Origin of the sequence: Novacetimonas sp. GS1 (genome assembly GCF_036686925.1) — a bacterium.
In the GTDB taxonomy this organism is placed as follows: domain Bacteria; phylum Pseudomonadota; class Alphaproteobacteria; order Acetobacterales; family Acetobacteraceae; genus Novacetimonas; species Novacetimonas hansenii.
In genome coordinates this window covers 3,162,369-3,188,552 of the sequence record NZ_VSZP01000001.1, presented here as the reverse complement: position 1 = coordinate 3,188,552, position 26,184 = coordinate 3,162,369, and the positions used below count along the sequence as shown (strand labels likewise).

The 26,184-nt window shown below is 62.4% G+C and carries 17 protein-coding genes, 1 tRNA gene, 3 pseudogenes and 1 riboswitch; of the genes and pseudogenes, 10 read left to right on the top strand and 11 right to left on the bottom strand.

The annotated features are described in order from the left end of the window. Window positions 1–240: 240 nt before the first annotated feature. Window positions 241–2,301: a glycine--tRNA ligase subunit beta gene (glyS, locus tag FYB92_RS13985; RefSeq protein WP_332828824.1), complete on the bottom strand. Its 2,061-nt coding sequence runs from the start codon at window positions 2,299–2,301 to the stop codon at window positions 241–243. 7 nt (window positions 2,302–2,308) lie between these two features. Next, a complete protein-coding gene (locus FYB92_RS13980; RefSeq protein ID WP_003617875.1) occupies window positions 2,309–3,196 on the bottom strand; it encodes a glycine--tRNA ligase subunit alpha in 888 nt (295 codons plus the stop codon). A gap of 212 nt (window positions 3,197–3,408) precedes the next feature. Here FYB92_RS13980 and FYB92_RS13975 point away from each other — a divergent pair, with 212 nt between their 5' ends. Next, window positions 3,409–4,197 carry a DUF2076 domain-containing protein gene (locus FYB92_RS13975; protein ID WP_003617876.1) on the top strand — a complete coding sequence of 263 codons (789 nt, stop codon included), beginning with the start codon at window positions 3,409–3,411 and terminating at the stop codon, window positions 4,195–4,197. A gap of 164 nt (window positions 4,198–4,361) precedes the next feature. Continuing rightward, complete coding sequence (gene alkB, locus FYB92_RS13970) at window positions 4,362–5,024, top strand: DNA oxidative demethylase AlkB (protein WP_332828823.1); 663 nt, start codon at window positions 4,362–4,364, stop codon at window positions 5,022–5,024. Window positions 5,025–5,089: 65 nt separating this feature from the next. On the opposite strand, the gene eda is transcribed toward alkB, so the two are convergent. Both eda and edd read right to left on the bottom strand, forming a co-directional pair. Further along, window positions 5,090–5,704, bottom strand: a complete 615-nt coding sequence (gene eda, locus FYB92_RS13965) for a bifunctional 4-hydroxy-2-oxoglutarate aldolase/2-dehydro-3-deoxy-phosphogluconate aldolase (RefSeq protein ID WP_062808611.1) — start codon at window positions 5,702–5,704, stop codon at window positions 5,090–5,092. Between the two features lie 91 nt (window positions 5,705–5,795). Next, on the bottom strand, window positions 5,796–7,637 hold the full coding sequence (gene edd, locus FYB92_RS13960; protein WP_075595934.1) for a phosphogluconate dehydratase: 1,842 nt from the start codon (window positions 7,635–7,637) through the stop codon (window positions 5,796–5,798). Window positions 7,638–7,996: 359 nt separating this feature from the next. Here edd and FYB92_RS13955 point away from each other — a divergent pair, with 359 nt between their 5' ends. Continuing rightward, window positions 7,997–8,563, top strand: a complete 567-nt coding sequence (locus FYB92_RS13955) for a cupin domain-containing protein (RefSeq protein WP_332828822.1) — start codon at window positions 7,997–7,999, stop codon at window positions 8,561–8,563. Window positions 8,564–8,874: 311 nt separating this feature from the next. Here FYB92_RS13955 and FYB92_RS13950 read toward each other — a convergent pair. From FYB92_RS13950 to ssb, 6 genes and pseudogenes are all read right to left on the bottom strand, one after another. Continuing rightward, window positions 8,875–8,950: transfer RNA gene (locus tag FYB92_RS13950), tRNA-Lys, on the bottom strand. 455 nt (window positions 8,951–9,405) lie between these two features. After that, the gene (locus FYB92_RS13945) at window positions 9,406–9,897 is read right to left on the bottom strand and encodes a peptidylprolyl isomerase (protein ID WP_003617886.1); all 492 of its coding nucleotides are present in this window, start codon (window positions 9,895–9,897) and stop codon (window positions 9,406–9,408) included. An 84-nt stretch (window positions 9,898–9,981) separates the two neighbouring features. Then, window positions 9,982–10,494 (bottom strand): pantetheine-phosphate adenylyltransferase, encoded by a 513-nt coding sequence (coaD, locus tag FYB92_RS13940; protein WP_040510454.1) that lies wholly within the window; start codon window positions 10,492–10,494, stop codon window positions 9,982–9,984. Continuing rightward, window positions 10,487–13,254: pseudogene (gene gyrA, locus FYB92_RS13935) on the bottom strand (DNA gyrase subunit A). The gene coaD and the pseudogene gyrA overlap by 8 nt, the downstream one beginning before the upstream one ends. A gap of 335 nt (window positions 13,255–13,589) precedes the next feature. After that, window positions 13,590–14,117 (bottom strand): RNA 2'-phosphotransferase, encoded by a 528-nt coding sequence (locus FYB92_RS13930; protein WP_332828821.1) that lies wholly within the window; start codon window positions 14,115–14,117, stop codon window positions 13,590–13,592. A gap of 170 nt (window positions 14,118–14,287) precedes the next feature. After that, on the bottom strand, window positions 14,288–14,818 hold the full coding sequence (gene ssb / locus FYB92_RS13925) for a single-stranded DNA-binding protein (protein ID WP_003617890.1): 531 nt from the start codon (window positions 14,816–14,818) through the stop codon (window positions 14,288–14,290). 328 nt (window positions 14,819–15,146) lie between these two features. On the opposite strand from ssb, the pseudogene uvrA reads away from it, so the two are divergent. The 3 genes and pseudogenes from uvrA (at window position 15,147) to speE (ending at window position 19,886) form a co-directional block, all read left to right on the top strand. Beyond that, window positions 15,147–18,225 (top strand): annotated as a pseudogene (uvrA, locus tag FYB92_RS13920) (excinuclease ABC subunit UvrA). Between the two features lie 172 nt (window positions 18,226–18,397). After that, window positions 18,398–18,862: an adenosylmethionine decarboxylase gene (speD, locus tag FYB92_RS13915; protein ID WP_040510456.1), complete on the top strand. Its 465-nt coding sequence runs from the start codon at window positions 18,398–18,400 to the stop codon at window positions 18,860–18,862. Window positions 18,863–19,010: 148 nt separating this feature from the next. Further along, entirely contained in the window at window positions 19,011–19,886 is an 876-nt protein-coding gene (gene speE, locus FYB92_RS13910) for a polyamine aminopropyltransferase (RefSeq protein WP_040511500.1), read from the top strand. A 435-nt stretch (window positions 19,887–20,321) separates the two neighbouring features. Here speE and FYB92_RS13905 read toward each other — a convergent pair whose 3' ends face one another. Next, entirely contained in the window at window positions 20,322–20,636 is a 315-nt protein-coding gene (locus FYB92_RS13905) for a putative quinol monooxygenase (RefSeq protein WP_075624248.1), read from the bottom strand. Window positions 20,637–20,762: 126 nt separating this feature from the next. After that, window positions 20,763–20,852, top strand: a riboswitch (glycine riboswitch). 114 nt (window positions 20,853–20,966) lie between these two features. On the opposite strand from FYB92_RS13905, the gene FYB92_RS13900 reads away from it, so the two are divergent. The 4 genes and pseudogenes from FYB92_RS13900 to gcvP all read left to right on the top strand — a co-directional run bounded on the left by FYB92_RS13900 (window position 20,967) and on the right by gcvP (window position 25,632). After that, window positions 20,967–21,152 (top strand): hypothetical protein, encoded by a 186-nt coding sequence (locus tag FYB92_RS13900; protein WP_075632040.1) that lies wholly within the window; start codon window positions 20,967–20,969, stop codon window positions 21,150–21,152. Then, a pseudogene (gcvT, locus tag FYB92_RS13895) lies at window positions 21,149–22,283 on the top strand (glycine cleavage system aminomethyltransferase GcvT). The gene FYB92_RS13900 and the pseudogene gcvT overlap by 4 nt, the downstream one beginning before the upstream one ends. Before the next feature lie 60 nt (window positions 22,284–22,343). Continuing rightward, window positions 22,344–22,709 (top strand): glycine cleavage system protein GcvH, encoded by a 366-nt coding sequence (gcvH, locus tag FYB92_RS13890; protein WP_003617900.1) that lies wholly within the window; start codon window positions 22,344–22,346, stop codon window positions 22,707–22,709. A 37-nt stretch (window positions 22,710–22,746) separates the two neighbouring features. Then, window positions 22,747–25,632 carry an aminomethyl-transferring glycine dehydrogenase gene (gcvP, locus tag FYB92_RS13885; protein WP_332828820.1) on the top strand — a complete coding sequence of 962 codons (2,886 nt, stop codon included), beginning with the start codon at window positions 22,747–22,749 and terminating at the stop codon, window positions 25,630–25,632. The last annotated feature ends 552 nt before the right edge of the window (window positions 25,633–26,184 follow it).

The following is a 26,184-nucleotide window of genomic DNA, read 5'->3' as shown; positions in this document are numbered from 1 at the left end:
AGCTTCACCAAAAACCCTTTATCATTTCAGGATGTTATCGAGCCTGACTTTTCAAACAGCCTCTCTGTCTTCCGGTGCGCGATGTCGCCGCATGCAGGGACCATCCGGGCTCTGCCCATCCCCTGCATCCCGCATCGTTGAGGAGGTTATGGTTTCCAGAGGCTTGTGACCTTTGGTGGGGTGCGGGGGCAGAGCCGCAGAGAAAGACGCCCCCGTGGTTATAGTCACGGGGGCGTGGGATCAGCCTTCGATCTGGCTGAAATCTGCGATCAGTACGGTCATGCGGCGCAGTTCCGACAGCAGGCGCAGGCGGTTGCGACGGATGGCGGCGTCTTCGGCGTTGACGGTGACGCCCTCGAAAAACCGGTCTAGCACGGGGCGCAGGTGGGCGACATCGCGCATGGCGTCGGCGAAACGTTCCTCGCTGATGGCGCTTTCCACGGCGGGGATCGTGTGGGCCAGCGCATCGGCAAGGGCGCGTTCCTCGTCCTGTGCATACAGGGCGGGGTCGGGCGCGCCTTCGTGGGGGCCATCCTTGCGGTCCTCGATACGTAGGATGTTGGCTGCGCGCTTTGTCGCGGCCAGCAGGTTGCGCCCATCCTCCGTCGCCAGCATGTCGGCCAATGCATCGCTGCGTGCCAGCAGGCGTGTGATGTCGGTATCGGTATTGCCCACCGACACGGCGGCCAGGATATCGTGGCGCGCGCCCTCGTTACGCAACTGCACACGCAGGCGTTCGGCCACGAATTGTGGCAGCAGGTCGAGGTCCGGCGCCAGCCGCAGGTTTTCAGGCAGGCCATGGGCGGCCATGACGAAAATTTCCGCAAGGTCGAGGCGCAGGTGGTTTTCGCGGATGATGCGAATCAGCCCAAGGGCCGCGCGGCGCAGGGCGTACGGATCGCCGGAGCCACCGGGTTTTTCCCCCGCCGCGAAGAATGCGACAAGGCTGTCGATCTTGTCCGCCAGTGCTACGGCAATGGATACGGGGGCGTGGGGGACGCCGTCATGCTGCCCGCGCGGCATGTAATGTGCGCCAATCGCATCGGCAACCGCGCTGTCCTCCCCATCATGGCGGGCGTAATAGGCGCCCATCGTGCCCTGAAGTTCGGGGAATTCGCCCACCATGCCGGTGGTCAGGTCCGCCTTGCACAACAGGGCGGCGCGTTCGGCCTGTTTCGTGTCCGCGCCCACCATGGGGGCGATCAGCCCGGCAAGGCGCACGATACGCCGCACCCGTTCCCCCTGACTGCCAAGGGCGGCATGAAAGACGATGCGGTCCAGTTGCGCCACCCGGCTGTCCAGCGTGTGGGTGCGATCCAGATCCCAGAAATGCCGGGCATCGGCAAAGCGCGCGCGCAGCACGCGTTCATTGCCCGCGATTGTCAGCGCGCCACCGTCCGATGGTTCCATGTTCGCGACGAAGGCAAAGCGCGGGGCGGCGGAGCCATCGGCATTGCGCAGCGCGAAATAGCGCTGGTTGACGCGCATCGACACCTGCATCACCTCGGGCGGGAGGGTCATGAATGCGTCGTCGATCTGTCCCAGGAACGGCACCGGCCATTCCGTCAGGCCCGCGACCTCGTCAATCAGGGCGGGGTCAGAGACAACACCCAACCCCTCCTCGGCGGCAAGGCGCGCGACGCCTTCGGCGATGGTGGTACGGCGGGCGACGGCGCAGGGTTCGACCTGGCGTGCGCGCAGGCCCGACAGCCAGTCCTGCGTTCCGGTCACGGCAAACGCGCCCGGCGCGGTAAAACGGTGCCCTTCGGTCAGGTTGGCAGCCACCAGCCCATGCCCGTTATCGTCCCCTTCGGCCAGGGTGAAGGGCACGACCTGCCCATCAAGCACGCATGCAATCCGGCGCAGCGGACGCACCCATGTAAAGCTGCTGCCGACACCCCAGCGCATCGACTTGGGCCACGGGAAACGGCGCAACAGTGCAGGGATGGTGACGGCGATGTGGGCTGCGGCCTGTACGGCGGGCACATCACGCCGCAGGACCCAGAACCCGTTTTCCAGCACCAGCGCATCACGTTCGACCCCATGTTTGCGCATGAAACCGGCCAGTGCCTTGTCCGGTGCGCTTTCACGTGGGCCGCGTTCGTCCACGGTGCTGCCCGGCACGGTCGCGTCAACCTCCAGCGAGATTGCGATGCGGCGTGGCCCTGCAAAGGTGCGGGCATCGCGCGGGTCAAGCGGGGACAGCGCCTCCGTCAGCAGGCGTTGCAGATCCTCTGCCGCGCGTTGCTGCATGCGGGCGGGGATTTCTTCGGAAAAGAGTTCAAGCAGAAGTTCGGGCATGATCTTGTTATCCTTCGCCCGCCAGCCACGCTTCGCAGCATCGCTTCGCCAGCGTGCGCACGCGACCGATATAGGAGGCGCGTTCGCTGACGCTGATGACGCCACGCGCATCGAGGAGGTTGAACAGATGGCTGGCCTTCAGGCACTGGTCATAGGCGGGCTGGGCAAGGCCCTGTTCGGCAAGGGAAGTGGATTCGCGTTCCGCATCGACGAAATGGCGGTGCAGCATCTCCACATCCGCGACCTCGAAATTATGGCGTGAATAATCGCGCTCCGCGCGCAGGAACACGTCGCCATAGGTCAGGCCCTGCCCGTTGAAGTCGAGGTCATAGACGTTCTCGATCCCCTGTACGTACATCGCCAGGCGCTCAAGCCCATAGGTCAGTTCCGTGGAGGGCATGACGGTGGGAATGCCGCCGACCTGCTGGAAATAGGTGAACTGCGTCACCTCCATCCCGTCGCACCAGACCTCCCAGCCCAGCCCCCATGCCCCGATGGTGGGGTTTTCCCAGTCATCTTCCACAAAACGGATGTCATGTTCCATCGGGTCGATCCCGATGGCGCGATAACTGTCAAGCAGCAGCTTCTGGCTGTCTTCGGGCGTGGGCTTCAGCAGGACCTGATACTGGTAATAATGCTGAAGCCGGTTGGGATTTTCCCCGTACCGGCCGTCTGACGGGCGGCGGCAGGGTTGTACGTATGCCGCCTTCCACGGGCGTGGGCCAAGCGCGCGCAGCGTGGTGTGCGGCGACAGGGTGCCGGCCCCCACTTCCGTATCATAGGGCTGGAGAATGGCGCAGCCCTGTTCGGACCAGAACTGGTGCAGTTTCAGGATAAGCCCCTGGAACGACAGGGGGCGCGTACGGGATGATCGGGGCACGGGGGCCGGGTCCATGAACAGGATGCTCCGTTGAACGGGGTCGGGTCTGCACCATCTGGCGCAATTGCTGCGAACAGCATACCGTCATGTCGCCCCGACCGGAAGGCGGGGCATGCCGTGTGGCTGTCTGTTGCCTGCATGGCGCGGGGTCTTGCGCATTGTCGCGTCGCGCGCCACATGATTGATGGCTGGATCAGTATCCTTGTGTGGAGCAGGATGGAATTACGATGAATATTCAGGAACGCGATCTGATCGCACAGTTCTTCGCCCGCGTTGGCGGCGCGACCACCGGCAGCGTACCGCAGACGGCGTCCGCGCTGCCGCCGATCGATCCGCAGGCCGACCAGTATATCGGGGAGATGTTCCAGAAATACCCCGAGGCCCGCTATCGCATCACCCAGATGGCCGTGGTGCAGGAAGCGGCCCTGGCGGAGGCGCAGAACCGCATCCGGCAGTTGCAGTGGGAAGTGCAGCAGGCGCAACAGCAGCTTGCCGCGGCACAGCAGACCCAGCCACAGGCGGCACAGCCCGCACGTCCGGGCGGGTTCTTCAGCGGCATGTTCGGTGGTGGCGGCGCGCAGCAGTCCGCACCGCGCCCGGCCGCCGCTCCGCCGCCGGGCTGGGGTGGGGGCGCCGCCCCTGCCGCCCCGCCGCAGCCGGTCTATCCGCCGGGGATGCAGCCTGGCATGTTCCCGCAGCGTGGTTCGGGTTTCCTTGGGTCCGCCCTGACGACGGCGGCAGGTGTCGCTGGCGGCATGATGGTGGGTAACGCCCTGACGGGCCTGTTCAGTGGCCATCATGACAGTGATGCCGGCTTTGGCGCGGGTGGGGTGCCCGGTGGTGGTGAAACCATCATCAACAACAATTATGGCGATTCCGGCGCGGGTGGCGCATCCGCTGATCCGTTCGCGGGCAGTGGCACGACCGCCGATCAGGGCTTTGACGCCGGTGGCGACAATGCAGGCGGGTTCGATGATGGCGGCGGTTTTGATGCGGGCGACGACAACAGCTTCTGACGCAACCATCCCAACATGACGATGAAAAGGCCATCCAGGTGCGATGGCCTTTTTTATGATGCTATCCCCATCTGGCGCCACAGATGGAAAATCCCGGCCAGACATGCCGTGGCATCGTATTATTATGGGCCTTGTTATTATGCGCCTTGCCGGGAGGTGGTTCGATGATGCAGGGCATCTTGTTCAATACGGAGGAACCGCCGGGCCGCAGGGATGCCCCCGCACAGGCGCTGTCCCCCGGTGCATGGCTGTTGCCCGGCCTTGTCCACGACCGGGCAGGCGTACTCCTGTCGATCATCAGCGATATCGTACGCCGTGCGCCGTTACGGCATATGGCGACGCCCGGTGGGGGCCGCATGTCGGTGGGCATGAGCGGGTGTGGCGCGCGTGTCTGGGTCAGTGATGCGGCGGGATACCGTTATGAAACGCATGATCCCCGGACGGGACGGCCGTGGCCGCCTATGCCTGCCCTGTTGCGTGACCTTGCGGGGGAATGCGCGCAAAAGGCGGGATATGCACGGTTCGTGCCGGATTCTGGCCTGATCAACCGTTATGGCCCGGGTGACCGGATGGGGCTGCATCAGGATCGTGATGAACGGTGTGACGCGCCCATCGTCTCCATCTCGCTCGGCGTGGCGGCGGTGTTCCTGTGGGGCGGGCCAACACGTGCGGCCCCTGTGCGCCGCATCGTGGTGCGCCATGGGGATGTCGTGGTGTGGGGCGGGGCGTCACGCCTGACATGGCACGGGATCGCGCCACTGCCCCTGGCGCATCATCCGCTGTGTGGGGATGTGCGCTATAACCTGACATTCCGCCTGACCACCTGACCGCCTGACGACGCGGGGTGCGTGCCCGCCCTGTCAGGCGATCGGCTTGCTAAAGTGATGGGGGATCAGACCGTAAGTGCCGCAGCCGCGCGGGCACGGGTGGTGATTTCGGTTGCATCCGGGGTGCCCGACGGTACCAGCCATGACCCGCCCACGCACAGTACTGACGGCAACGCCAGCCAGTTTGCCGCCGTGTCCTGACGGATCCCCCCTGTGGGACAGAAACGGACCTGTCCAAACGGGGCCGACAACGCCTTGAGCGCTGCAATCCCGCCTGACGCCTCGGCAGGAAAGAATTTGAAGCGTGTCAGGCCAAGGTCAAGCCCGCGCATGATGTCGCCTGCATTGGCGATGCCCGGCAGCAGCGGTACGTCCGCGTCCCGCGCCGCATGCGCCAGCGGCTTGGTCAGGCCGGGGCTGACGATAAAGCGTGCGCCTGCCCGCACGCTGGCATCGAGGTCGGCCTTGTTCAGCACCGTGCCCGCACCGACGACCGCGCCTTCGACCTTTGCCATTTCCGCGATGACGTCAAGCGCGCGCTCCGTACGCAGCGTAACCTCCAGCGTGCGCAGCCCCCCCGCGACAAGGGCCTCGGCCACGGGACGGGCATGAGCAGGGTCATGGATGACAAGCACCGGAATGACCGGGGACAGTGTCATGATGTCTTCGATGGTAGCCACGATGGTGTTTCCTTGGTTTTCTCTGGTCCCGGCGGGGCGGGGATGACGGTATCTTATGCCCGGCCTTACGTCCGGGTCCTGTGTGCGGATTTTACGACAGCCCTTCGGCTTCGGCCATATGGTCCATCGCGGCAAGAATGGCCGAGGCCCCGCGTTCGGGGCTGTCCACACCGTCACGCATCAGCGCGAACAGTTCGCGTCCCGTGCCGAAACCACCCCTTGGTCCGGTGGCGGGCGTACGCTGTTCCCATTGCGCCGCATCCATCATCACGTCGATGCGCCCGGATCGCGCGCATACCCGCACCATGTCCCCATCGCGCAGGCGCGACAGCGGGCCGCCGGCATGGGCCTCTGGGCCGATATGGATGGCGGCGGGTACCTTGCCACTGGCCCCGGACATGCGGCCATCGGTCATCAGCGCGACCTTGTGGCCGCGATCCTGAAGGACGCTGAGTGTCGGTGTCAGGCGGTGCAGTTCGGGCATGCCGTTGGCAGCCGGTCCCTGAAAGCGCACGACGACGATCACGTCACGATCAAGTTCGCCTGCCTTGAACGCGTCGATAACGTCCTGCTGGTCTTCGAATATCCGGGCCGGGGCCTCAATCGTCCAGCGTTCTGGCGCCACGGCGCTCGTCTTGTAAATGCCGCGCCCGAGGTTCCCCTGCATCAGGCGCATGCCGCCATCCTTGCGGAACGGGTTGGCTGGTGCGCGCAGGACCGTGTCGTCGCGTGATGGCCCGGCTTCTTCCCATACCAGTCTGTCGTCGCGCATATGCGGTGCGGTGCGGTAACGGGTGAAGCCACCTTCGGTGACGGTCAGGATATCGGGATGCAGCAGCCCGGCATCAAGCAGGGAGCCAATGAGGCTGGACATGCCGCCTACCTGATGAAAGCCGTTCACGTCGGTCGATCCGTTGGGATAGACACGCGTCAGTTGCGGCACCACGGCGGACAGGCGGTCGAGGTCTTCCCAGTCGATGATGATGCCCGCTGCGCGCGCCATCGCCGGGATGTGGATGGCAAGGTTTGTGGACCCGCCCGTCGCCAGCAGGCCAACGGCGGCGTTGACGATGGCGCGTTCGTCAACGCAATGGCCCAGCGGGCGGTAATCGTTGCCGTTCGGCCCGATCTGCGTCAGCCGGTGGATGGCCGCGCGCGTCAGTTCCTGACGCAGTTTCGTGTTGGGCGGCACGAAGGAGGAGCCGGGCAGGTGCAGGCCCATGACCTCCATCAGCATCTGGTTGGTGTTGGCCGTGCCATAGAACGTGCAGGTGCCCGGCGCGTGGTAGGACGCTGCCTCTGCATCCATCAGGCGTTCGCGATCCACCTTGCCTTCGGCATAAAGCTGGCGGACACGCTGCTTTTCGCTGTTGGAAATGCCCGAAGGCATCGGCCCCGACGGGATCAGGATGGTGGGCAGGTGCCCAAAGCGCAGTGCCCCCATCAGCAGGCCCGGTACGATCTTGTCACAGATGCCAAGCATCGCGACGCCTTCGTACATCCCATGGCTCAGCCCGACCGCGGTGGACATCGCGATCACGTCACGGCTGAACAGCGACAGTTCCATCCCCGGCTGACCCTGTGTCACGCCGTCGCACATCGCGGGCGTGGCCCCGGCCACCTGTGCCGTGGCCCCGACCTCACGGGCGAACAGCTTGATCTGGTCCGGGTACCGCCCATAGGGCTGATGCGCGGAAAGCATGTCGTTATAGGATGTGATGATACCGATATTCATCGCGCGCTGCGCCCTGATACCGGCTTTGTCCTCTCCTGCCGCGGCAAAGGCGTGGGCAAGGTTGCCGCAGGCCAGGTGCGGGCGCGATATGCCGGCGTCCTTTTCCCGTGCGATCAGGTCAAGGTAATGGCGACGCGATCGTGCGGAACGTTCGATCACGCGATCGGTTACGGCAGTCAGGACAGGATTCAGGCTCATCAGTTCTCACAGAATGTCATGTGGCCGCAGATTGCTGTTGCAATCCCGATGATACATTTTCTGTTGCGTCCGGTCGCAAAGGAACAGGGCGGAACGCGGTATTTCGGCCGGATTGATATCGTCATGGCATGGCGATATATCAGAATGAAGTTATATATGACATAATATTAACAAAAACAAGACATAAAATTATAATTAATGTCTCGTTTTGGTATTTTAATTATTTATGCGTGCTGTTCGTCACCAGATTTACAAAATTCCGTTCCCGATCCGGGTTATGGGGGCGGCACCATATCCAACCAATCGCCGCATGGGTGCAACGCTGTGGCAGCGCGATATTTGCATGGGGGATTCATGAAATGATCATGGGGCATGAAAACAGGTGGTGCCGGGCATGGATGCTGGCGGTTGGGCTGGTCCTTGTGGTGCAGGTGTTGTCGCCCGGGGTTCTGCGGGCCGCCCCACAGGAACCGTCACCGCCACAGTTTACCTACCATCATATGTGGACCGATGCACAGGGTGTCAGCCATATCGCGACCTGTCCGCTGACACGGTTCGTGTTGAAGAGCATGTCCCCACCCGCAGGCCCGCAATGGCAGGACCGGCAGCCAGACGGCCGTGCGACGGTGCTGATGACGGTGCAGCCCCCACATTGGGACGGGACATGGCATGAAGATCCGAAGGTGCAGTGGATTGTGCCCCTGCATGGGCGTTGGTTTGTGCAGGCGATGGATGGCGCGCGTGTCGAAATGGGGCCGGGGGACGTCCTGCTGGGCGAGGATCAGAATACCCGCCCGTTTCGCACCGGGCCGATGCAGGGGCGCAGGGGACATCTGGGGGGCAATGTTGGCGACGGTGCGGTGGACCTGATGGTCGTGCAGATGGATATATCCCCAACCATCGGGCAACCCTGTCATTTTCACTGATAAACAGGTGATAAACAGGTGTTTCGGCATTCTGGGATGACAATGAACAGCAAGCCCCGGGGAGGCGTTTTCAAAAGCTGCAAAAGACATCGCCCCTTTGGGAAAAGGCAGATCCCAGAGATTTTATGATTTTTATGTCAGATGGTTATGTGGAACTGACCATTCCAGCCCCTGTCCCGGAATGGTGTCAGGGCACAGGCGTAATCACAGACGTGGCCCCGATATATCGTATCGGATATATGCGTGGTGCCTGAAATAGGGGGCAGCAGGGCAAGGAAAAAAGCGTGCCCGGGAAAATATTGGGAAAATGATGGTGAGCCGGGTGGGATTCGAACCCACGACCATTCGATTAAAAGTCGAATGCTCTACCGACTGAGCTACCGGCTCACGATAAGGGGATCTGGCCTGCCGTAACAGGGGTCAGGTCATGGACGACCCGACGCGCCTTGACGTCCCTTTACTGCTCAAGCGGGGGTGTAGGCGGCCTGATGCGGACTGTCAAGGAGAAGATGAAAATATACCCGCGAACTAAATCGCTGATATTAAGGGGAGTTGTTGTCCGTTACGCCACGAATTGATGATCGTGACCCTGCGGGATTGTTTCAGGACACCCTGCGGCGCACGGTAATGGCAAACGGGAATACCGGGGTGGGGTCTGGGGATCGGGGTGCTTTTTTTACCGGAAAGTTGTCTTTTCAGGACGTTCTGGCCAAAAGCTACCCTGAAAACTTCTTTATGATTTCAATATGTTCCCTGACGCGCCTTTCGGCGGTGCCCGTGTTGGGGACCATGATGACATGGCCCCCATGTGCGGCTTGCGTGTGCCGCACCGGTGTCTGGGTTCAGGCCGCCGCGTCGTCGGCAGGACGCATCTTGATGATGCGGTCGGGCTCCTGCACCATGCCGCTATGTCCCGCGCCACGCTTGATCTGGTCGATATGGTCCATGCCTTCGATCACCTGGCCGACGATCGTGTACTGGCCATCAAGGTGGGGGGAAGGTTCGAACATGATGAAGAACTGGCTGTTGGCGCTGTCGGGGTTCATGGTGCGGGCCATGCCGAGCGTGCCGCGTTCGAACTTTGCCTTGTTGGTGAATTCAGCCTTCAGGTCCGGCAGCTTGCTGCCCGACGTGCCGGTGCCGGTCGGGTCGCCGCCCTGTGCCATGAACCCATGGATGACGCGGTGGAACGGTGTGTTGTCATAAAACCCTTCGGCCGACAGCGTGCGGATGCGTTCCGCCGCCAGGGGCGCGAGGTCGGGACGCAGGCGGATGACCACGCGCCCGGTCTTGAGGTCCATGTTGATAAGGTCGGCCTTGTTCGTGTCAGACATGACGGTCCGTTTCCTGTCGCTTGTGATTGAAAAAAACTGGCGGGCGTCCCATGCGCGCAGGGGACGCGCAGCCAAGGGCTGCTTTCAGCGGCCCTGCAGGCGCGCCAGAACGCACTGACGGGTGGAAGGGGAGACAAAGTCCGTAATGTCCCCCTCCAGCCGCGCGATCTCCTTGACCAGGCGGGAGGAGATATACTGGTTCCCCTGTCGCGCCATAAGGAAAACGGTCTCGATATCCGGGGCCAGATGCGTGTTCATTGCTGACATCTGGTTCTCGTAATCGAAATCCGCAACCGCCCGCAGGCCACGAAATATCGCATGTGCCCCATGCGCATGGGCGGCGTTGACCAGCAACCCTTCGAATCCCACCACCTCGATCACGGTCGAAGGGGGCAGGCCAAGGGCCGCGATATCGGTGCGCAGGCACGCAATCCGCTCTTGCAGTGAAAGCAGGGGCTGCTTGGTCGTGTCCTTTGCCACCCCGATCACCAGACGCCCCACCAGACGGGACGCCCGCGCGATGATATCGAGGTGGCCATTCGTCACCGGGTCAAAGGTGCCGGGGTAAAAGCCGGCGCGCACACGCGCGTCAGTCATCGTGGCCGTCCGTTGCGGCACCGGTTTCGCCGGTCGCGTTTTCATCCGTGCCTGCCGCGTCGGTCTCATCATCTTCGCCATCATCCATGACAGGGAAGACGCTGGTGACTTCTTCGGTATCGTTCAGGCGGAACAGGGTCACGCCGCTGGCCTGTCGGGACATGATGCGGATCTGGTCCACCGGCAGGCGGATCAGGCGGCCCGCATCGGTGACAAGCATGACATCCGTTCCCGCGAGTACCGGCAGGGTCGCAACCACCGCGTTGCCACGCCGCGCGGTGGGAAAGGACATGTTGTTGATACCCAGCCCGCCGCGTCCGCTGACACGGTAGTCATAGGCGGAGGAACGACGGCCAAACCCGGCATTGCTGACGATCAGGAGGATTTCCTCCGCCCCTTCCATTTCCATCACGCGTTCGGGGGGCAGGGCGAGGTCGGTGGCCGTTTCCTCGTCATCGCTGGCGATCTCGGGGGGGGGGCGGTGTCTTCGCCGTTCTGGGCGGCATTTTCGGCGCGGCGGCGTGCGTTGGCAATCCGCAGATAGGCGGACCGTTCCTCCACCGTGGCGTCAACATGGTTCAGCACGCACAGGCTGTTGACCTCGTCCCCTTCGGCAAGGCGGATGCCGCGCACGCCCGAACTGCCGCGCCCGGCGAACACGCGCAGGGTATCGTCCGTGATCTGGAACCGGATGCAGCGCGCATTGCGCGTGCCAAGGAAGACGTCCTGTCCTTCGCGGCAGGTGGCGACGCCGATCAGCCTGTCGCCGTCATCCAGCTTCATGGCGATCAGCCCGGAGGAGCGGATATTGCGGAAATCGCTCAGCCTGTTGCGCCGCACGTTCCCTGATGATGTGGCAAAGACAAGGTGCAGGTTCTCCCACAGATCCTCGTCCTGCGGCAGAGGAAGCACGGCAGTGATCGAATCCTCGCCAAGGTCGGGCAAAAGGTTGACCAGTGCGCGTCCCTTGGCCGTGGGGCTGGCTTCGGGCAGGCGCCAGACCTTTTCACGATAGGCCTTACCGCCGGAGGAGAAGAACAGCACCCATTGATGCGTATGGGCATTGAACGAACGGATGATGATGTCATCGCCCCGCCGTCCCGCCGCCGTGCGCCCGCGCCCGCCACGGTTCTGCGCGCGAAAGACGTCAAGCGGCGTGCGTTTGATGAAACCGTCACGCGTGATGGTCACGACCATCTGCCCCGGTTCAATCAGGCTTTCATCCGTCTGGTCGCCTGCGTAATCGGCGATGTCTGTGGCACGCGGCGTTGCGATTTCGGCGCGCACCGTCGCCAGTTCGTTGCGCATGACCTCCATGCGGCGCGGACGGCTGGCGATGATTTCCAGCAGTTCGTTGATGCGTGTCGCGACTTCGGACAGTTCCTGCTGGATCTTGTCACGTTCCAGTCCGGTCAGGCGCTGCAGGCGCAGTTCCAGGATGCCGCGTGCCTGTGCCTCCGTCAGGTGGACGCGCTGGTCCACCACCACATTGCCCTCATCATGGATCAGCGCAAGCAGCGGGGCGATGTCACCCGCGTCCCATGCGCGTTCCATCAGGGCGGCGCGCGCGGTGGCGGCGTCCGGGGCCGCACGGATCAGTGCGATGACCGCGTCGATATTGGCCACCGCGATGACCAGCCCGACCAGCAGGTGCCCACGGTCGCGCGCCTTGTTCAGGTCAAAGCGTGCGCGGCGCAGGATGACTTCCTCGCGAAAGCGGATGAAGGCCTGCAATACGTCCTTCAGGCCCATCAGGCGCGGCTGCCCGCCATCGAGGGCGAGCATGTTGACCCCGAATGAAGTCTGCAACTGCGTAAAGCGGTACAACTGGTTCAGCACCACCTCGGGCGTCGCGTCACGCTTGATCTCGATGACGATGCGCATGCCCGAACGGTCGCTTTCGTCGCGGATGTCGGAAATGCCCTCCACCTGCTTGTTACGGACCAGTTCGGCAATGCGTTCCTGCAAGGTGGCCTTGTTCACCTGATACGGGATTTCGGTGACGATGATGGCCTTGCGGTCACGGCGGATTTCCTCGACCTCGGCACGGGCGCGGATGATGACGGACCCGCGTCCCGTTTCGAACGCACTGCGGATGCCCGCGCGGCCCAGGATCGTCCCGCCGGTGGGAAAATCGGGGCCGGGGACGTACTGCAAAATGTCGTCGAGCGTCATGTCGGGACGTTCGATCATCGCCAGCGTGGCGTCGATGATCTCGCCGGGGTTATGCGGCGGGATGTTGGTGGCCATGCCGACCGCGATGCCCGATGCACCGTTGACCAGCAGGTTGGGGAACGCGGCGGGCAGGATCTGGGGTTCCTGCTCGCTCTCGTCATAATTGGGCTGAAAATCGACGGTGTCGCGGTCGATATCGTCAAGCAGGAAAGAGGCTGCCCGCGCCAGGCGTGCCTCGGTATAACGCATGGCGGCGGGGGAATCGCCATCGACCGACCCGAAATTGCCCTGCCCGTCGATCAGCTTGACCCGCATCGACCATGACTGCGCCATGCGCACCATGGCGTCATAGATGGAGGAGTCGCCATGGGGGTGGTATTTACCCATGACGTCACCGACCGCACGGGCCGATTTGCGGTACGGCTTGTCATGGGTAAAGCCGCTTTCGCGCATGGAATACAGGATGCGTCGATGCACCGGTTTCAGTCCGTCGCGCACATCAGGCAGCGCGCGGCTGACGATGACGGACATGGCATACGCCAGATAGGAGGAGCGCATCTCCTCCTCAATGGTCACCGGCAGCATGTCGGAGGGCGGAGTCTGTTCGGGAATTTCGGTCAAGGCAGTTCCGTCATGGCTGGTTTTCGCACGCGTTCGGGGGAAAGCGGGCGGGGGCGGGCATCAGGACTCGCATCGCGCATGGCGTGCGGGTTTGTTGCCCTCCAATAGCAGAATTGCGCCCATGCGCGAAGCATGTCGCGCATGGGAACGTACGGGCGGGGGCGCGGGCGTGCAAGTGCCTATCCCGCATCGCATTGCGTATGCGCCTGTTCCCCTGATGTCGCAGCACGCGCCGCCCCCGTGCGGTCGCATGCGCATCAGGCGAAAGAGAGATAGCATGGCGGCACGCCGTCGGTCAGTCAGACGCCATTATCCGCCCGCCATAATGTCAGGCCCTCGTCATGCATCCGCCCTGCCGCGACGCGCATGACCACGGCCCGGCCATGGCGTGTCCCAACCGTCATGGCCGTGGCCTCGTCGTTGGAAAGATGGACATGCCGCCTGCGTCCGGGCAGCAGCCCGTCACGGAAAATCGATTCCAGGCTGGTGCGTGCCGTGCCATGCCACAGGACCGCAGGCGGGATGGCGGGGGGTAGCGCCAGGTCCACCGCGATGGAATGGCCCTGTGCCGCGCGGATCCGTGTGCCGTCGGGCGACAGGGTAAAGCGCTGCTTGTCATTGTCGCGCACCACGCGTTGCAGGCTCGGCAGGTCGAATGTCTGGCCATGCCTGCGGGCTTGACGGATCAGGATGGTGGTTTCCACCCACCCCTGCGGGTCGAGGCTGATAGCGATCCGCTCCGGTGCGTGACGCAGTACAAGGCTGAGGAATTTGCTGATTTCGCGATCGGTCAGGGGCCGTCGCGTGCGGGGGGCGTCCGTCTTCATGGGGCCTGTTCCGTTCTTTGCGGCTCCGCTCTCTTGTGCTGTGCCCGGCGATACGGGCCACCTGTGAAAAAGGGCGCATTTGCGCGCCCTCCTTCAGTCGTGGATTTTGAATATATATTTTTGAATATATATTTTCAGGCAGCCTTCGCGGCCTGTCAGACGCGGCGCACTCAGAACGGGATTTCATCGTCAAGGTCGCTGCCGCCCGACGGCGCGTCCCATCCGCCGCCGCCACCTGCGGGTGGCGTGGAACGGGGGGCCTGCGCCGGGCGGGGCGCACCACCGCCATACCCGCCACCCCCACCGGGGCCGCCGCCATACCCGCCGCCTTCGCCACCCTCACCGCCGCGATTGCTGTCGAGCAGGACGAGTTCGCCACGGAAACGGTCGATCACCACCTCGGTGGTGTAACGCTCCATCCCCGACTGGTCCGTCCATTTACGGGTCTGCAACGTCCCTTCAAGGTAGACCTTGCGCCCTTTGCGCAGGAAACGTTCGGCCACATCGCCAATGCGTTCGTTGAAGATGACAACGCGGTGCCATTCCGTACGCTCGCGCCGTTCGCCAGAGGCGCGGTCGTTCCATGTCTCGCTGGTTGCCAGGGTCAGGGATACGATTTTTGCGCCGTTCTGGCTGTTGCGGATCTCCGGGTCCTTGCCCAGATTACCTACGAGGATGACCTTGTTGACGCTACCCGCCATTTGATGTCCTGCTTGCTGTTCGGGTTCGCGGGCGGCTGCCTTGCATCCCGGTATCGGGGGCAGGGGCCGGTCCGTCGGAAACCGCCATGTCCGCCGCTGGGCGGTCCGGCCGGTCGTGATCCCCCATCCTAGAACAGATTGGGCCGGAACGGCAAAGCCCTGCTTTGGCGATATGCTGCGTCTTCCCCGATGCAGTGGTGGAAAGGCAATCGGGAAAAAATCGGCGACTTCCCTCACGGCCCCTTGCCCTATGAGTGGGATGGGGACAGAACAACATGGCAACATCACATTCGGTCCCCACGCGGCGTCGGTGGGGCAGGAGGATAATATGGACGATTCTTCTCCCGCACGGGCGGGGGCCGGTGTGCAGCACGTAACCGGCCCGGCGATTCGGGTGCGGGGCGCACGCGCGCACAACCTCAAGGGCATTGATGTCGATATCCCGCGCGACGCGCTGACGGTCATGACGGGCCTGTCGGGGTCGGGGAAATCGTCGCTGGCGTTCGACACCATCTATGCCGAAGGGCAGCGCCGCTATGTGGAAAGCCTTTCGGCCTATGCGCGGCAGTTCCTGGAATTGATGGGCAAGCCGGATGTGGATTCGATCGAAGGCCTGTCCCCCGCCATTTCCATCGAGCAGAAGACCACGTCGAAAAACCCGCGTTCCACCGTGGGTACGGTTACGGAAATCCATGACTACATGCGTCTTTTGTGGGCGCGCGCGGGTGTGCCCTATTCCCCCGCCACCGGCCTGCCGATCGAGGCGCAGACCATCAGCCAGATGGTCGATCGTGTGATGGCCATGCCGGAGGGGACGCGTCTGATGCTGCTTGCCCCGGTTCTGCGTGACCGCAAGGGCGAATGTCGCAAGGAACTGGCCGACCTGCAGCGCAAGGGCTTTACCCGGGTGAAGGTGGACGGGACGCTGTATGAAATCGCCGATGTGCCGGACCTGAACCGCCGCCTGCGCCATACGGTGGAGGCAGTGGTGGACCGCATCGTCGTGCGCGAAGGGCTGGAATCACGCCTTGCCGACAGTTTCGAAACCGCGTTGTCGCTGTCCGATGGACTTGTCTATGCCGAGGAGGTGCGGCGCGCGACGGATGAATCCGATGACACACCCACGGAGCGCACCGTTTTTTCCTCGCGCTTTGCCTGTCCCGTCAGCGGTTTTACGCTGGAGGAGATCGAACCACGGCTGTTTTCCTTCAATGCACCGCAGGGTGCCTGCCCCGCCTGTGACGGAATCGGGCTGGAGACGTTCTTTGACCCCCACCTCGTGGTCCCGGACGAGGGGCTGTCGCTTGCCGGTGGGGCCATTGCGCCCTGGCGCAACAGCCAAAGCCCGTATTACCAGCAGACGCTGGCTGGTGTGGCCGCACATTATGGTGTCAGCATGGATACGCCCTGGCGCGACCTGCCGCAGGAGGTGCGCGACGTCATCCTTGATGGCGGGCGTGATCCCATCGCCTTCACCTACCGTGATGACCGCCGCAGCTATACCCTGACCAAGCCGTTCGAGGGCGTTGTCACCAACCTGCGCCGCCGCATGGCGGAAACCGACAGCGTCTGGGTGCGCGAGGAGCTTTCGCGTTATCAGTCTGAAAAGCCGTGTCATGTCTGCCATGGTGCGCGCCTTCGGCCGGAGGCGCTGTCGGTGAAGGTGGCGGGCCTGAACATCGCGCAGGCGTCCGACATGCCCATCCGCCGCGCGCTGGAATGGTTTGCCACCGTGGAGGAAACGTTAAGCCCGCAGCGCGCGGAAATCGCGCGGCGCATCCTGCGTGAAATCCTTGACCGGTTGCGGTTCCTTGATGATGTGGGGCTGGATTACCTGACGCTGTCGCGCGGGTCGGCCACGCTGTCGGGGGGGGGAAAGCCAGCGCATCCGCCTTGCCAGCCAGATCGGCTCGGGCCTGACGGGGGTGCTGTATGTCCTTGACGAACCGTCTATCGGGCTGCACCAGCGCGACAATGAACGCCTGCTGGGCACGCTGGAACGGCTCAAGCGGCTGGGCAATACGCTGATTGTCGTCGAACATGACGAAGATGCGATCCGTGCCGCGGACTGGTTGATCGACATGGGGCCGGGTGCTGGCGTCAATGGCGGGAATGTCGTTGCGTGCGGCACACCGCAGCAGGTCGCCGCCAATCCCGACAGCCTGACGGGGGCGTATCTGTCGGGGCGTAAACGTATCGAGGTCCCGGCACAGCGCCGTCCCATCGACCCGGCGCGTGAACTCGTCCTGCGTGGGGCGTGCGGCAACAACCTCAAGGATGTGACCGCGCGCTTCCCGCTGGGCACGTTCACCTGCGTCACGGGGGTTTCGGGCGGGGGCAAGTCCACACTGGTGATCGACACGCTGTACAAGGCCCTGTCGCGCCGCCTGATGGGATCGGGACAGAACCCCGCCCCGTATCGGGACATCGACGGGATCGAACAGCTCGACAAGATCATCGACATCGACCAGTCCCCCATCGGGCGGACCCCGCGTTCCAATCCCGCGACCTATACCGACCTGTTCACCCCGATTCGCGACTGGTTCGCCGAACTGCCCGAAAGCAAGGCGCGGGGTTACAAGGCGGGACGTTTTTCCTTCAACGTGAAGGGCGGGCGGTGCGAGGCGTGCCAGGGGGATGGCGTGCTGAAGATCGAGATGCACTTCCTGCCCGACGTGTTCGTCACCTGCGATACGTGCAAGGGCGCGCGCTATAATCGCGAAACGCTGGAGGTGAAGTTCCGTGGCCAGTCGATCGCCGATGTGCTGGCGATGTCGGTGGACGAGGCGCTGCCTTTCTTTTCCGCCGTGCCGCGCATCCGCGACCGCCTTGCCATCCTGCAGAAGGTGGGGCTGGGTTATGTTGCGCTGGGGCAGCAGGCGACGACCCTTTCAGGGGGGGAGGCGCAGCGTGTGAAGCTGTCGAAGGAACTGGCGCGGCGTGCGACGGGACGCACGCTCTACATCCTTGATGAACCGACGACCGGCCTGCATACCGAGGATGTGCGAAAGCTGCTTGAGGTGCTGCATGCGCTTGTGGCGCAGGGCAATACGGTGGTGGTGATCGAACATAACCTGGAGGTGATCAAGACCGCCGACTGGGTGATCGACATGGGGCCGGAAGGGGGCGACGGCGGTGGCCGTATCGTGGCCGAGGGCACGCCGGAGGACATTGCCGCGACTTCCGCAAGCCATACCGGCCGGTTCCTGCGTCCGCTCCTGCGTGGGGCAGGCGCCAAGGTGGCGAAGGCGGCACTTGCGCAGCAGCCGGGCGATGCGCCTGCAAAGCAGAGTCCCGGGCGCAAGGGCGTGAAAAAAACTCCCGCCACGTCGAAAACGCGCACTGTGGCGGCCAAGGTCACGCCAAAGGCGAAAAAAGGCGGAAAAAAGCCGATGAAGGGCGGATAGAACCCGCCATGGCGGGACGCGGTTGCACGCGTGATGGGAAAAAACAAAAAATATTGTGCCCATCATGCGGAAAATGCTTGCGTTCCGCCCGGCAGAAGCCCTATCAGCGGCGCTCTTGGCCCAAGGGGGCAATGTCTGCCCAACAGGCTGTCTACTGGTTTGGGGGTACGTGATGAACGCACTTGCTCAACTGGGGATGGTCTCGGAACTCCCGAGCGATAACCAGATCTCTTCAGCGCCGTTTTCGTCCGACGACGACCGGAAAGATTACTTCGTCGAAAAAGACGGGATGAAGTTTGCGGGAACGCATCTTCTTGTCGATCTTTGGGATGCGCACAATCTTGACAATCCGGAACAGATTGACCGCACCCTGTGTGAAGCCGCAGTGACGGCCGGGGCGACAATCCTGCACAGTCACTTCCATCATTTCACGCCCAATGGTGGCGTGTCGGGTGTGGTCGTGCTGGCGGAAAGCCACATCTCCATCCATACGTGGCCGGAGCGTAACTTCGCCGCCGTGGATATCTTCATGTGCGGCGCATGCGACCCGCACCTTGCGATTCCGGTCATGCAGCGCCTGTTTCAGGCCGGCCGGATCGAGGTCGATGAACAGCGTCGCGGCCGCGTCGCGCTGTAATGCGTGCGTATGGGAACACGTCATGTGTTCCCATGCCGTGGCGTGTTTTTCCCGCTCATAACCGATACTTCCCGCATGGGAAAGAATGGCAGGCCGGACCCTTGTGTCCGGCCCGCTTTCGCATGGATATTTTTCAAGGAGTACCGTGATGTCCGACATCTGGATCAGCGAAACCCTCTATGGTGGCTGGCGGCAGCAGTTTCGTGTCAACAAGATGCTGGCCCAGACCAAGAGCGCGTTCCAGGACATCGCGGTGTTCGAGAACGAGGATTATGGCCGTGTCCTGATGCTCGATGGTGTTGTGCAGATCACCGGGCGTGATGAGTTCGTGTATCAGGAAATGCTGACACATGTGCCGCTGCTTGCGCATGGGGCGGCGCGCAATGTCCTGATTATCGGGGCGGGGGACGGCGGTGTCCTGCGTCGTGTGCTGCAACATGGCACCGTCGAACGCGCGGTCATGGTGGAAATCGACGGGGAGGTCATTTCTCTGTCCAAACAATTCCTGCCCGACATCGCAGGGGATGCATGGAACGATCCGCGTGCCGAGGTGATCGTGGGCGATGGCATCGAATATGTTGCCACCGCGCCCGATGCCTCCTTTGACGCGATCATCGTCGACAGCACGGACCCGATTGGCGTGGGCGAAGTCCTGTTTACCGATTCGTTCTATCGTCATTGCGCGCGAATCCTGACGGATAACGGTCTGATCGTGAACCAGTGCGGCGTGCCCTTCATGCAGGCCGATGAACTGCGTGACACCAGCGCGCGCCGTGCGCAGTTCTTCCGCCATGTCTCGGCCTATGTCGCGGCGGTTCCGACCTATGTCGGCGGGTTTATGACACTGGGCATCGCGGCCAAGGGGGATGCACCGGGCACGCAGGACGTCGCGACGATCCGTGAACGTGCGCGCAAGGCAGGCATTGGGGAGTGCCAGTACTGGACGCCCGAAATGCACGTCGCCTCCTTCGTGTTGCCGCCCTACATCGCGCGGAACCTGCCTGGTTATACCCCCAGGGGCTGACCCCGTACGGGTGGGATGTCGCACGTCCCGCTCTTTGGCCTGACCTTACATAAATGGCTGTTTGAAAATGACAGCGTGGTCGGGAATGACAGACGTTCCTGAATGTCGCCTTATGATTTTAAAGGCGACATCTTTGGGTGATTTTTAAAAAAGCTGCGCCCAACACTTTTGTTGTTCCGGCAAACCGCAGGTTCCACCGTTTCAGGCATCCCTTTTGGTCAGGTTCCAAAGGGGGGGCATGTTTGAAAATAGCGGCACCCGGAACCCCTTATCAGACGCTGTTTGATAAAGTCAGACTCAATAACATCCTGAAATTATAAAGATTTTTGGTGAAGCTTTTTCTAAAAAGCTTCAAAAGACGCTGCCTTTCTGAAAAAAGGCAGCACCCAAAAACGTTTCTTATTTTGTATCAATGAGTTGTTTTCAAACGCTCTCTTATTTGGGCGCTGGTATGTTGCGTACTGTCTTGCGCACACTTACGAGGCGTATCTTCAGCGTGTCCACCGCATTGCTGAACGCCTTGAAATGTGGCGTCGCCTGATGGGCGTCGAACGCCGCGGGGCTGTCATAGACCTCGTGCAGGATCACCGTATCCGGTTCATCCGGCGTGGTCAGCACGTCAAAGCATGAACATCCCGCCTCATCCGTGACCGACCGGATGCTGTCCTCGATGCAGGCTGCGAGGAAGGGCGCGCGCGTGGCGGCCGTGGTTTCGAATTCCGCGATGATGATCAGGGGCGTGTCGGTCATGTCTGGCATCCTTGTCACAAGGGAATCAGATGCCCCGCACCGGTGCATGCCAGCGTGGGCGCATGGACGCGGGACATCAGGCGTTTTCATGGATTGACTTGTGTTCGGGTGTCATGTCAAGCAGTCGGGTATCGATACGGGAGAGACCGGCCATGTGCCGGCGCCGAAGGAGCAACCGCCCCGGAAACTCTCAGGCAAAAGGACCGGTCGATGATAACTTCTGGAAAGAGGCGCCCGGTTCCGGTGCGCCCGCCGACGGGATAGCGATCTCAGGCACAGGTGACAGAAGGGGCAGGTGATATCCATTACGGAGTCGCAGGAGCCCTTTTCATGTCCACGCCTTCGGCACAGATCATAACGATTTCGCAATTTCCTGCATCCCCCCGCACATGTCCCGCCTGTGCGCGCCATGATGCCGTGATCCGTACCCTGCCGGCATCCATGCCGTCGCGGGGCGTGGGTCATGGCGCGTGCGCTGTCGGGTCATATCGCAATGACGAGGTAGTCTTCGCATGACCGAGGGTCTTTTGCGCACGCCGCTGCACGCGCTGCATCTTGAACTGGGGGGGGCGCATGGTGCCCTTCGCCGGGTATGACATGCCGGTCCAGTATGAGGCCGGTGTCATGGCCGAACACCTGCATACCCGCGCGGCAGGCAGCATCTTTGACGTCTCGCACATGGGACAGGTGCGCGTGCGCCCGCGTTCGGGCGTCATGGCGGATGCGGCGCTTGCGCTTGAACGTCTGGTTCCTGCCGATATCCTCGCCCTGCGCCCCGGACGGCAGCGTTATGCGCTGCTGATGCGCGAAGATGGCGGCATCAGCGATGACCTGATGATCGCCAACATGGGGACATGGTTCCTGCTGGTGGTCAATGCGGCGTGCAAGGATGCGGATTTTGCCCTGATACAGGCGGGAATTGCCGATGTATGCGAGGTGGAGTTCCTGTCGGATCGCGCGCTGATCGCGGCGCAGGGGCCTGCGGCGGTTGCGGCGATGGCCGAACTGGCCCCCGCGACGGCGGCCATGCGGTTCATGGACGTGATCGAAACCGATATCGCGGGCGTTGCCTGCATCGTCTCGCGCTCGGGCTATACCGGGGAGGACGGGTTCGAGATCGGCATGCCTGCCGGACAGGCGGAAGATGTTGCCCGTGCGCTGCTGGCCTGTACGGATATCGCGGCGGCCGGGCTGGGCGCGCGGGACAGCCTGCGGCTGGAGGCCGGGTTGTGCCTGTATGGGTCGGATATCGACACCACGACGTCGCCGGTCGAAGGCGCGCTGGAATGGTCGATCCAGAAAAGCCGCCGCCCCGGTGGCGTGCGCGCCGGTGGCTATCCCGGTGCTGATATCGTGGCAAAGCATCTCTCCGAAGGGGCCGCGCGCCGTCGCGTCGGCCTGCGGGGGGAGGGGCGTGCCCCGATCCGTGGCGGTGCGCCGTTGTTCAGTGATGCCGAAGGCACGCACCAGGTCGGGCATGTGACATCGGGCGCGTTCGGCCCCAGCGTCCCCGGACCGGTTTCGATGGGATATGTCGATACGGCATCGGCGGCCATCGGCACGCCGCTGTTCGCGGGTGTGCGGGGGCGTGTCCTGCCGGTTCATGTCGTGGCGCTGCCGTTCGTGGCGCCGACCTTCCGGCGCTAGGTCCCGGTTTTCCACCCCGGTTATTTTCAACCCCCAACATTACGGAAGAATGGGCGGATCATGAGCATCTATTACACCAAGGAACATGAGTGGCTGCGCATCGAGGGTGACGAAGTCGTCGTCGGCATCACGCAGCACGCGGCAGATGAGCTGGGCGAACTGGTCTTTGTCGAAGGCAAGGATGCAGGCACCGACGTTGCGCAGGGCGACAGTGTCGCGGTTGTGGAATCGGTGAAGGCCGCCTCCGACATCTATGCCCCGGTTGGTGGCACGGTCACATCCTTCAACGACGCGTTGTCCGATGATCCGTCGCTGATCAACCGCGAGCCGGAGGCCGGCGGCTGGATCGTGCGCATGAAGATGGCTGACAGGTCGCAGCTTGACGGCCTGCTGGATGCCGCGGCCTATGCCGCGCTGCTGGCCTGACATTCCTGCTGCCTGTGACCTGACGGAGTTCCCGATCATGACGTCTTCCACCGATAATTCCCCCCTGTGGCAGGGTACGGGCAGCGATCCTGACGCGTTTTGTGCGCGTCATGTTGGCCCCGACGCCCACGATGTGCGCGACATGCTTGATGTCGTGGGGGCCGAAAGCCTTGAGGACCTGATGGCGCAGACCGTCCCCGGCGATATCCGCCTGAAGGGGGAAATGGGTCTGGGTGCCGGCATGTCCGAAACGCAGGCCCTTGAACGCCTGCGCCAGATCGCGGGCCGCAACAAGGTGATGACGTCCCTGATCGGGCAGGGATATTACAATACGTTCCTGCCGGGTGTGATCCAGCGCAACGTGCTGGAAAGCCCGGCCTGGTACACGGCCTATACCCCGTACCAGCCTGAAATCAGCCAGGGCCGGCTGGAGGCGCTGCTGAACTTTCAGACGCTTGTGACCGAACTGACCGGGCTGGACGTGGCCAATGCCTCCCTTCTGGATGAGGCGACGGCGGCGGCGGAAGCGATGGCCATGGCCCGTCGCGTCGCACGCAGCAAGGCAATGTCGTTCTTTGTCGATGCGGACTGTCACCCGCAGGTGATTTCCGTCCTGCGGACCCGTGCCGAACCGATGGGCTGGACGCTGGTGGTGGGCGATCCGGCGCATGACCTGCACGCGGACGAGGTGTTTGGCGCATTGTTCCAGTATCCGGGGTCGTCCGGGCAGGTGCGTGATCCGCGTGCCGCGATCGCGGCCCTGCATGCGGCTGGTGCGATCGCGGCGATGACGGCGGACCCGATGGCGCTTCTGCTGCTTGAAAGTCCGGGCGCGCTGGGGGCTGATATCGCGGTCGGTTCGATGCAGCGTTACGGCATGCCGATGGGCGCGGGTGGCCCGCATGCGGCATATATGGCGGTGCGTGATGCGTTCAAGCGCAACATGCCCGGTCGCCTTGTCGGCGTATCGATCGATTCGCGGGGCGAGCCTGCCTATCGTCTCGCGTTGCAGACGCGCGAACAGCACATTCGCCGTGAAAAGGCGACGTCGAACATCTGTACCGCGCAGGTGCTGCCTGCCGTCGTATCGTCGATGTATGCGCTGTATCATGGGCCGGACGGGCTGCATGCCATCGCCACGCGTATTCATCGCCTGTGTGTCGTGGCGGCGGCGGGTCTGCGCGCGCTGGGCGAGGATGTGCGCACGGATGCGTTCTTTGACACGCTGACCATCGCGACGGGTGAACGCACGGCGGACATCGTCAATCGTGCGGTGGCGGCGGGAATGAACCTGCGCCGGGTTGATGCGCATACCCTTGGCTTCAGCCTTGACGAAACCACGACACCCGAAGTGGTGCGTGCGATCTGGACCTGCTTTGCCGGTGATGCGGCCCGCGTGGCCGCGATGGAAGGGACGCTTGACGCCCCGGCCACCGCAATCCCACAGACGCTGGCGCGTACGGGCGCGTTGCTGACGCAGGCGGTCTTCAGTGCCTATCGCTCTGAAACTGACATGCTGCGTTACCTGCGCCGCCTGGCGGACAAGGATCTGGCGCTGGACCGTTCGATGATCCCGCTGGGGTCATGCACGATGAAGCTGAACGCGACGGCGGAGATGATGCCGATCACGTGGCCCGAATTCTGTGACATCCATCCCTTTGCCCCGGCGGACCAGATGGAGGGGTATGCCGAACTGTTCGCGGAACTGCAGCAGATGCTGTGCCGCATCAGCGGGTATGACGCCGTCTCGCTCCAGCCCAATTCGGGTGCGCAGGGCGAATATGCCGGGCTGCTGGCGATCCGTGCCTATCACCGCGCACGCGGCGAGGCCGGGCGTGACGTGTGCCTGATCCCGGCATCCGCCCATGGCACCAACCCGGCTTCGGCGCAGATGGCGGGGATGAAGGTTGTCGTCGTCAAATGCGATGAACATGGCAACGTGGACATGGATGACCTGAAGGCCCGCATCGCGCAACATGCGCAGCAGCTTGCCGCGATCATGATTACCTACCCCTCCACCCATGGCGTGTTTGAACAAAGCGTGCGCGAACTGTGCGATCTGGTCCATGCGGCGGGTGGGCAGGTTTACCTGGATGGCGCGAACATGAATGCGCAGGTCGGGTTGTCACGGCCGGGGTCATATGGGTCGGACGTCAGCCATTTCAACCTGCACAAGACGTTCTGCATCCCGCATGGCGGTGGTGGGCCGGGCATGGGGCCGATCGGGGTTGGTGCGCATCTGGCGCCTTTCCTGCCCGGTCGCCCCGAACTGGGCGAAGCCAATGCCGTGTGCGCGGCCCCATTCGGTTCAGCCGACGTGTTGCCGATTTCATGGACCTATATGAAAATGATGGGGGATGCGGGCCTGCGTCGCGCGACCGAGGTTGCAATCCTGAATTCCAATTACATTGCGGCGCGGCTGTCGGATTATTACCCGGTGCTGTATCGCGGGGTGAACGGGCGGGTGGCGCATGAATGCATCATTGACCTGCGTCCCGTGCGCGATACGGCCGGGGTCACGGTCGATGATATCGCCAAGCGTCTGGTCGATCATGGCTTTCACGCCCCGACCGTCAGCTTCCCCGTCGCGGGCACCTTCATGATCGAGCCGACGGAGTCCGAGGGCCTGCGAGAGCTTGACCGTTTCTGTGAGGCGATGATCGCCATCCATGAAGAAATCGGCGAGGTCATGGACGGCAGGATCAAGGTGGAGGACAGCCCCCTGCGCCATGCGCCGCATACCGTGCGTGACGTGACCGACCCGGAATGGGACCGTGCATATGACCGTGCGCGCGGGTGCCTGCCCGGTGCGGTGCAGGCAGGAAGCAAATACTGGTCGCCGGTCAACCGGCTGGACAATGCGTATGGGGATCGTAACCTCGTCTGCTCATGCCCTGACCTTTCGACCTATGCCGAGGACTGATCCAGGGATGCGCTGGCGCATCTGAGGGTATTTCGAAAAGCCGCCCTTTACCGGGGCGGCTTTTTTTCTGGAAATCCGTCTGTGCGATACCCATGAAAAGCGTTCAGGGGCTGTTGGAGCGACTGTTTTAAAATACTCCATCAAGAGGGAACGCGAACATTTCAGGCGTTATCCTGTTTTTTTTGCAAAATCAGGCTCAATAATATCCTGAAATTATGAAAGTTTTTGGTGAAGCTTTTTCTAAAAAGCTTCAAAAGACGTCGCCTTTTTGAAAAAAGGCGACACCCAAAAACTTTTCTAATTTTTATCAATGGTTTGTTTTTAAACGGAATATCATAATTTTTTGCAGTATATATATCTTAAAAACCCTTAAAAATATAACTAATTAAGAAAATAATGCGATATTAAGGGATATTTTTCTTTTAATAATTTTGAAAAATCATGCATCATGAGCTTTTATTTTTTCAGAAATATGTTCATTTTGTATTTATAATAATTTCTATACTAACAAAATTGCCTTGGAATGCCCATTTTACGTCTGTGTTCGCGGTC

Bases quoted from the DNA above. Each gene is read 5' to 3' on its own strand.
- glyS (WP_332828824.1), bottom strand. From the start codon at position 2,301: ATGCCCGAACTTCTGCTTGAACTCTTTTCCGAAGAAATCCCCGCCCGC.
- FYB92_RS13980 (WP_003617875.1), bottom strand. From the start codon at position 3,196: ATGGACCCGGCCCCCGTGCCCCGATCATCCCGTACGCGCCCCCTGTCG.
- FYB92_RS13975 (WP_003617876.1), top strand. From the start codon at position 3,409: ATGAATATTCAGGAACGCGATCTGATCGCACAGTTCTTCGCCCGCGTT.
- alkB (WP_332828823.1), top strand. From the start codon at position 4,362: ATGATGCAGGGCATCTTGTTCAATACGGAGGAACCGCCGGGCCGCAGG.
- edd (WP_075595934.1), bottom strand. From the start codon at position 7,637: ATGAGCCTGAATCCTGTCCTGACTGCCGTAACCGATCGCGTGATCGAA.
- FYB92_RS13955 (WP_332828822.1), top strand. From the start codon at position 7,997: ATGATCATGGGGCATGAAAACAGGTGGTGCCGGGCATGGATGCTGGCG.
- FYB92_RS13945 (WP_003617886.1), bottom strand. From the start codon at position 9,897: ATGTCTGACACGAACAAGGCCGACCTTATCAACATGGACCTCAAGACC.
- coaD (WP_040510454.1), bottom strand. From the start codon at position 10,494: ATGACTGACGCGCGTGTGCGCGCCGGCTTTTACCCCGGCACCTTTGAC.
- FYB92_RS13930 (WP_332828821.1), bottom strand. From the start codon at position 14,117: ATGAAGACGGACGCCCCCCGCACGCGACGGCCCCTGACCGATCGCGAA.
- ssb (WP_003617890.1), bottom strand. From the start codon at position 14,818: ATGGCGGGTAGCGTCAACAAGGTCATCCTCGTAGGTAATCTGGGCAAG.
- speD (WP_040510456.1), top strand. From the start codon at position 18,398: ATGAACGCACTTGCTCAACTGGGGATGGTCTCGGAACTCCCGAGCGAT.
- speE (WP_040511500.1), top strand. From the start codon at position 19,011: ATGTCCGACATCTGGATCAGCGAAACCCTCTATGGTGGCTGGCGGCAG.
- FYB92_RS13905 (WP_075624248.1), bottom strand. From the start codon at position 20,636: ATGACCGACACGCCCCTGATCATCATCGCGGAATTCGAAACCACGGCC.
- FYB92_RS13900 (WP_075632040.1), top strand. From the start codon at position 20,967: ATGTCCACGCCTTCGGCACAGATCATAACGATTTCGCAATTTCCTGCA.
- gcvH (WP_003617900.1), top strand. From the start codon at position 22,344: ATGAGCATCTATTACACCAAGGAACATGAGTGGCTGCGCATCGAGGGT.
- gcvP (WP_332828820.1), top strand. From the start codon at position 22,747: ATGACGTCTTCCACCGATAATTCCCCCCTGTGGCAGGGTACGGGCAGC.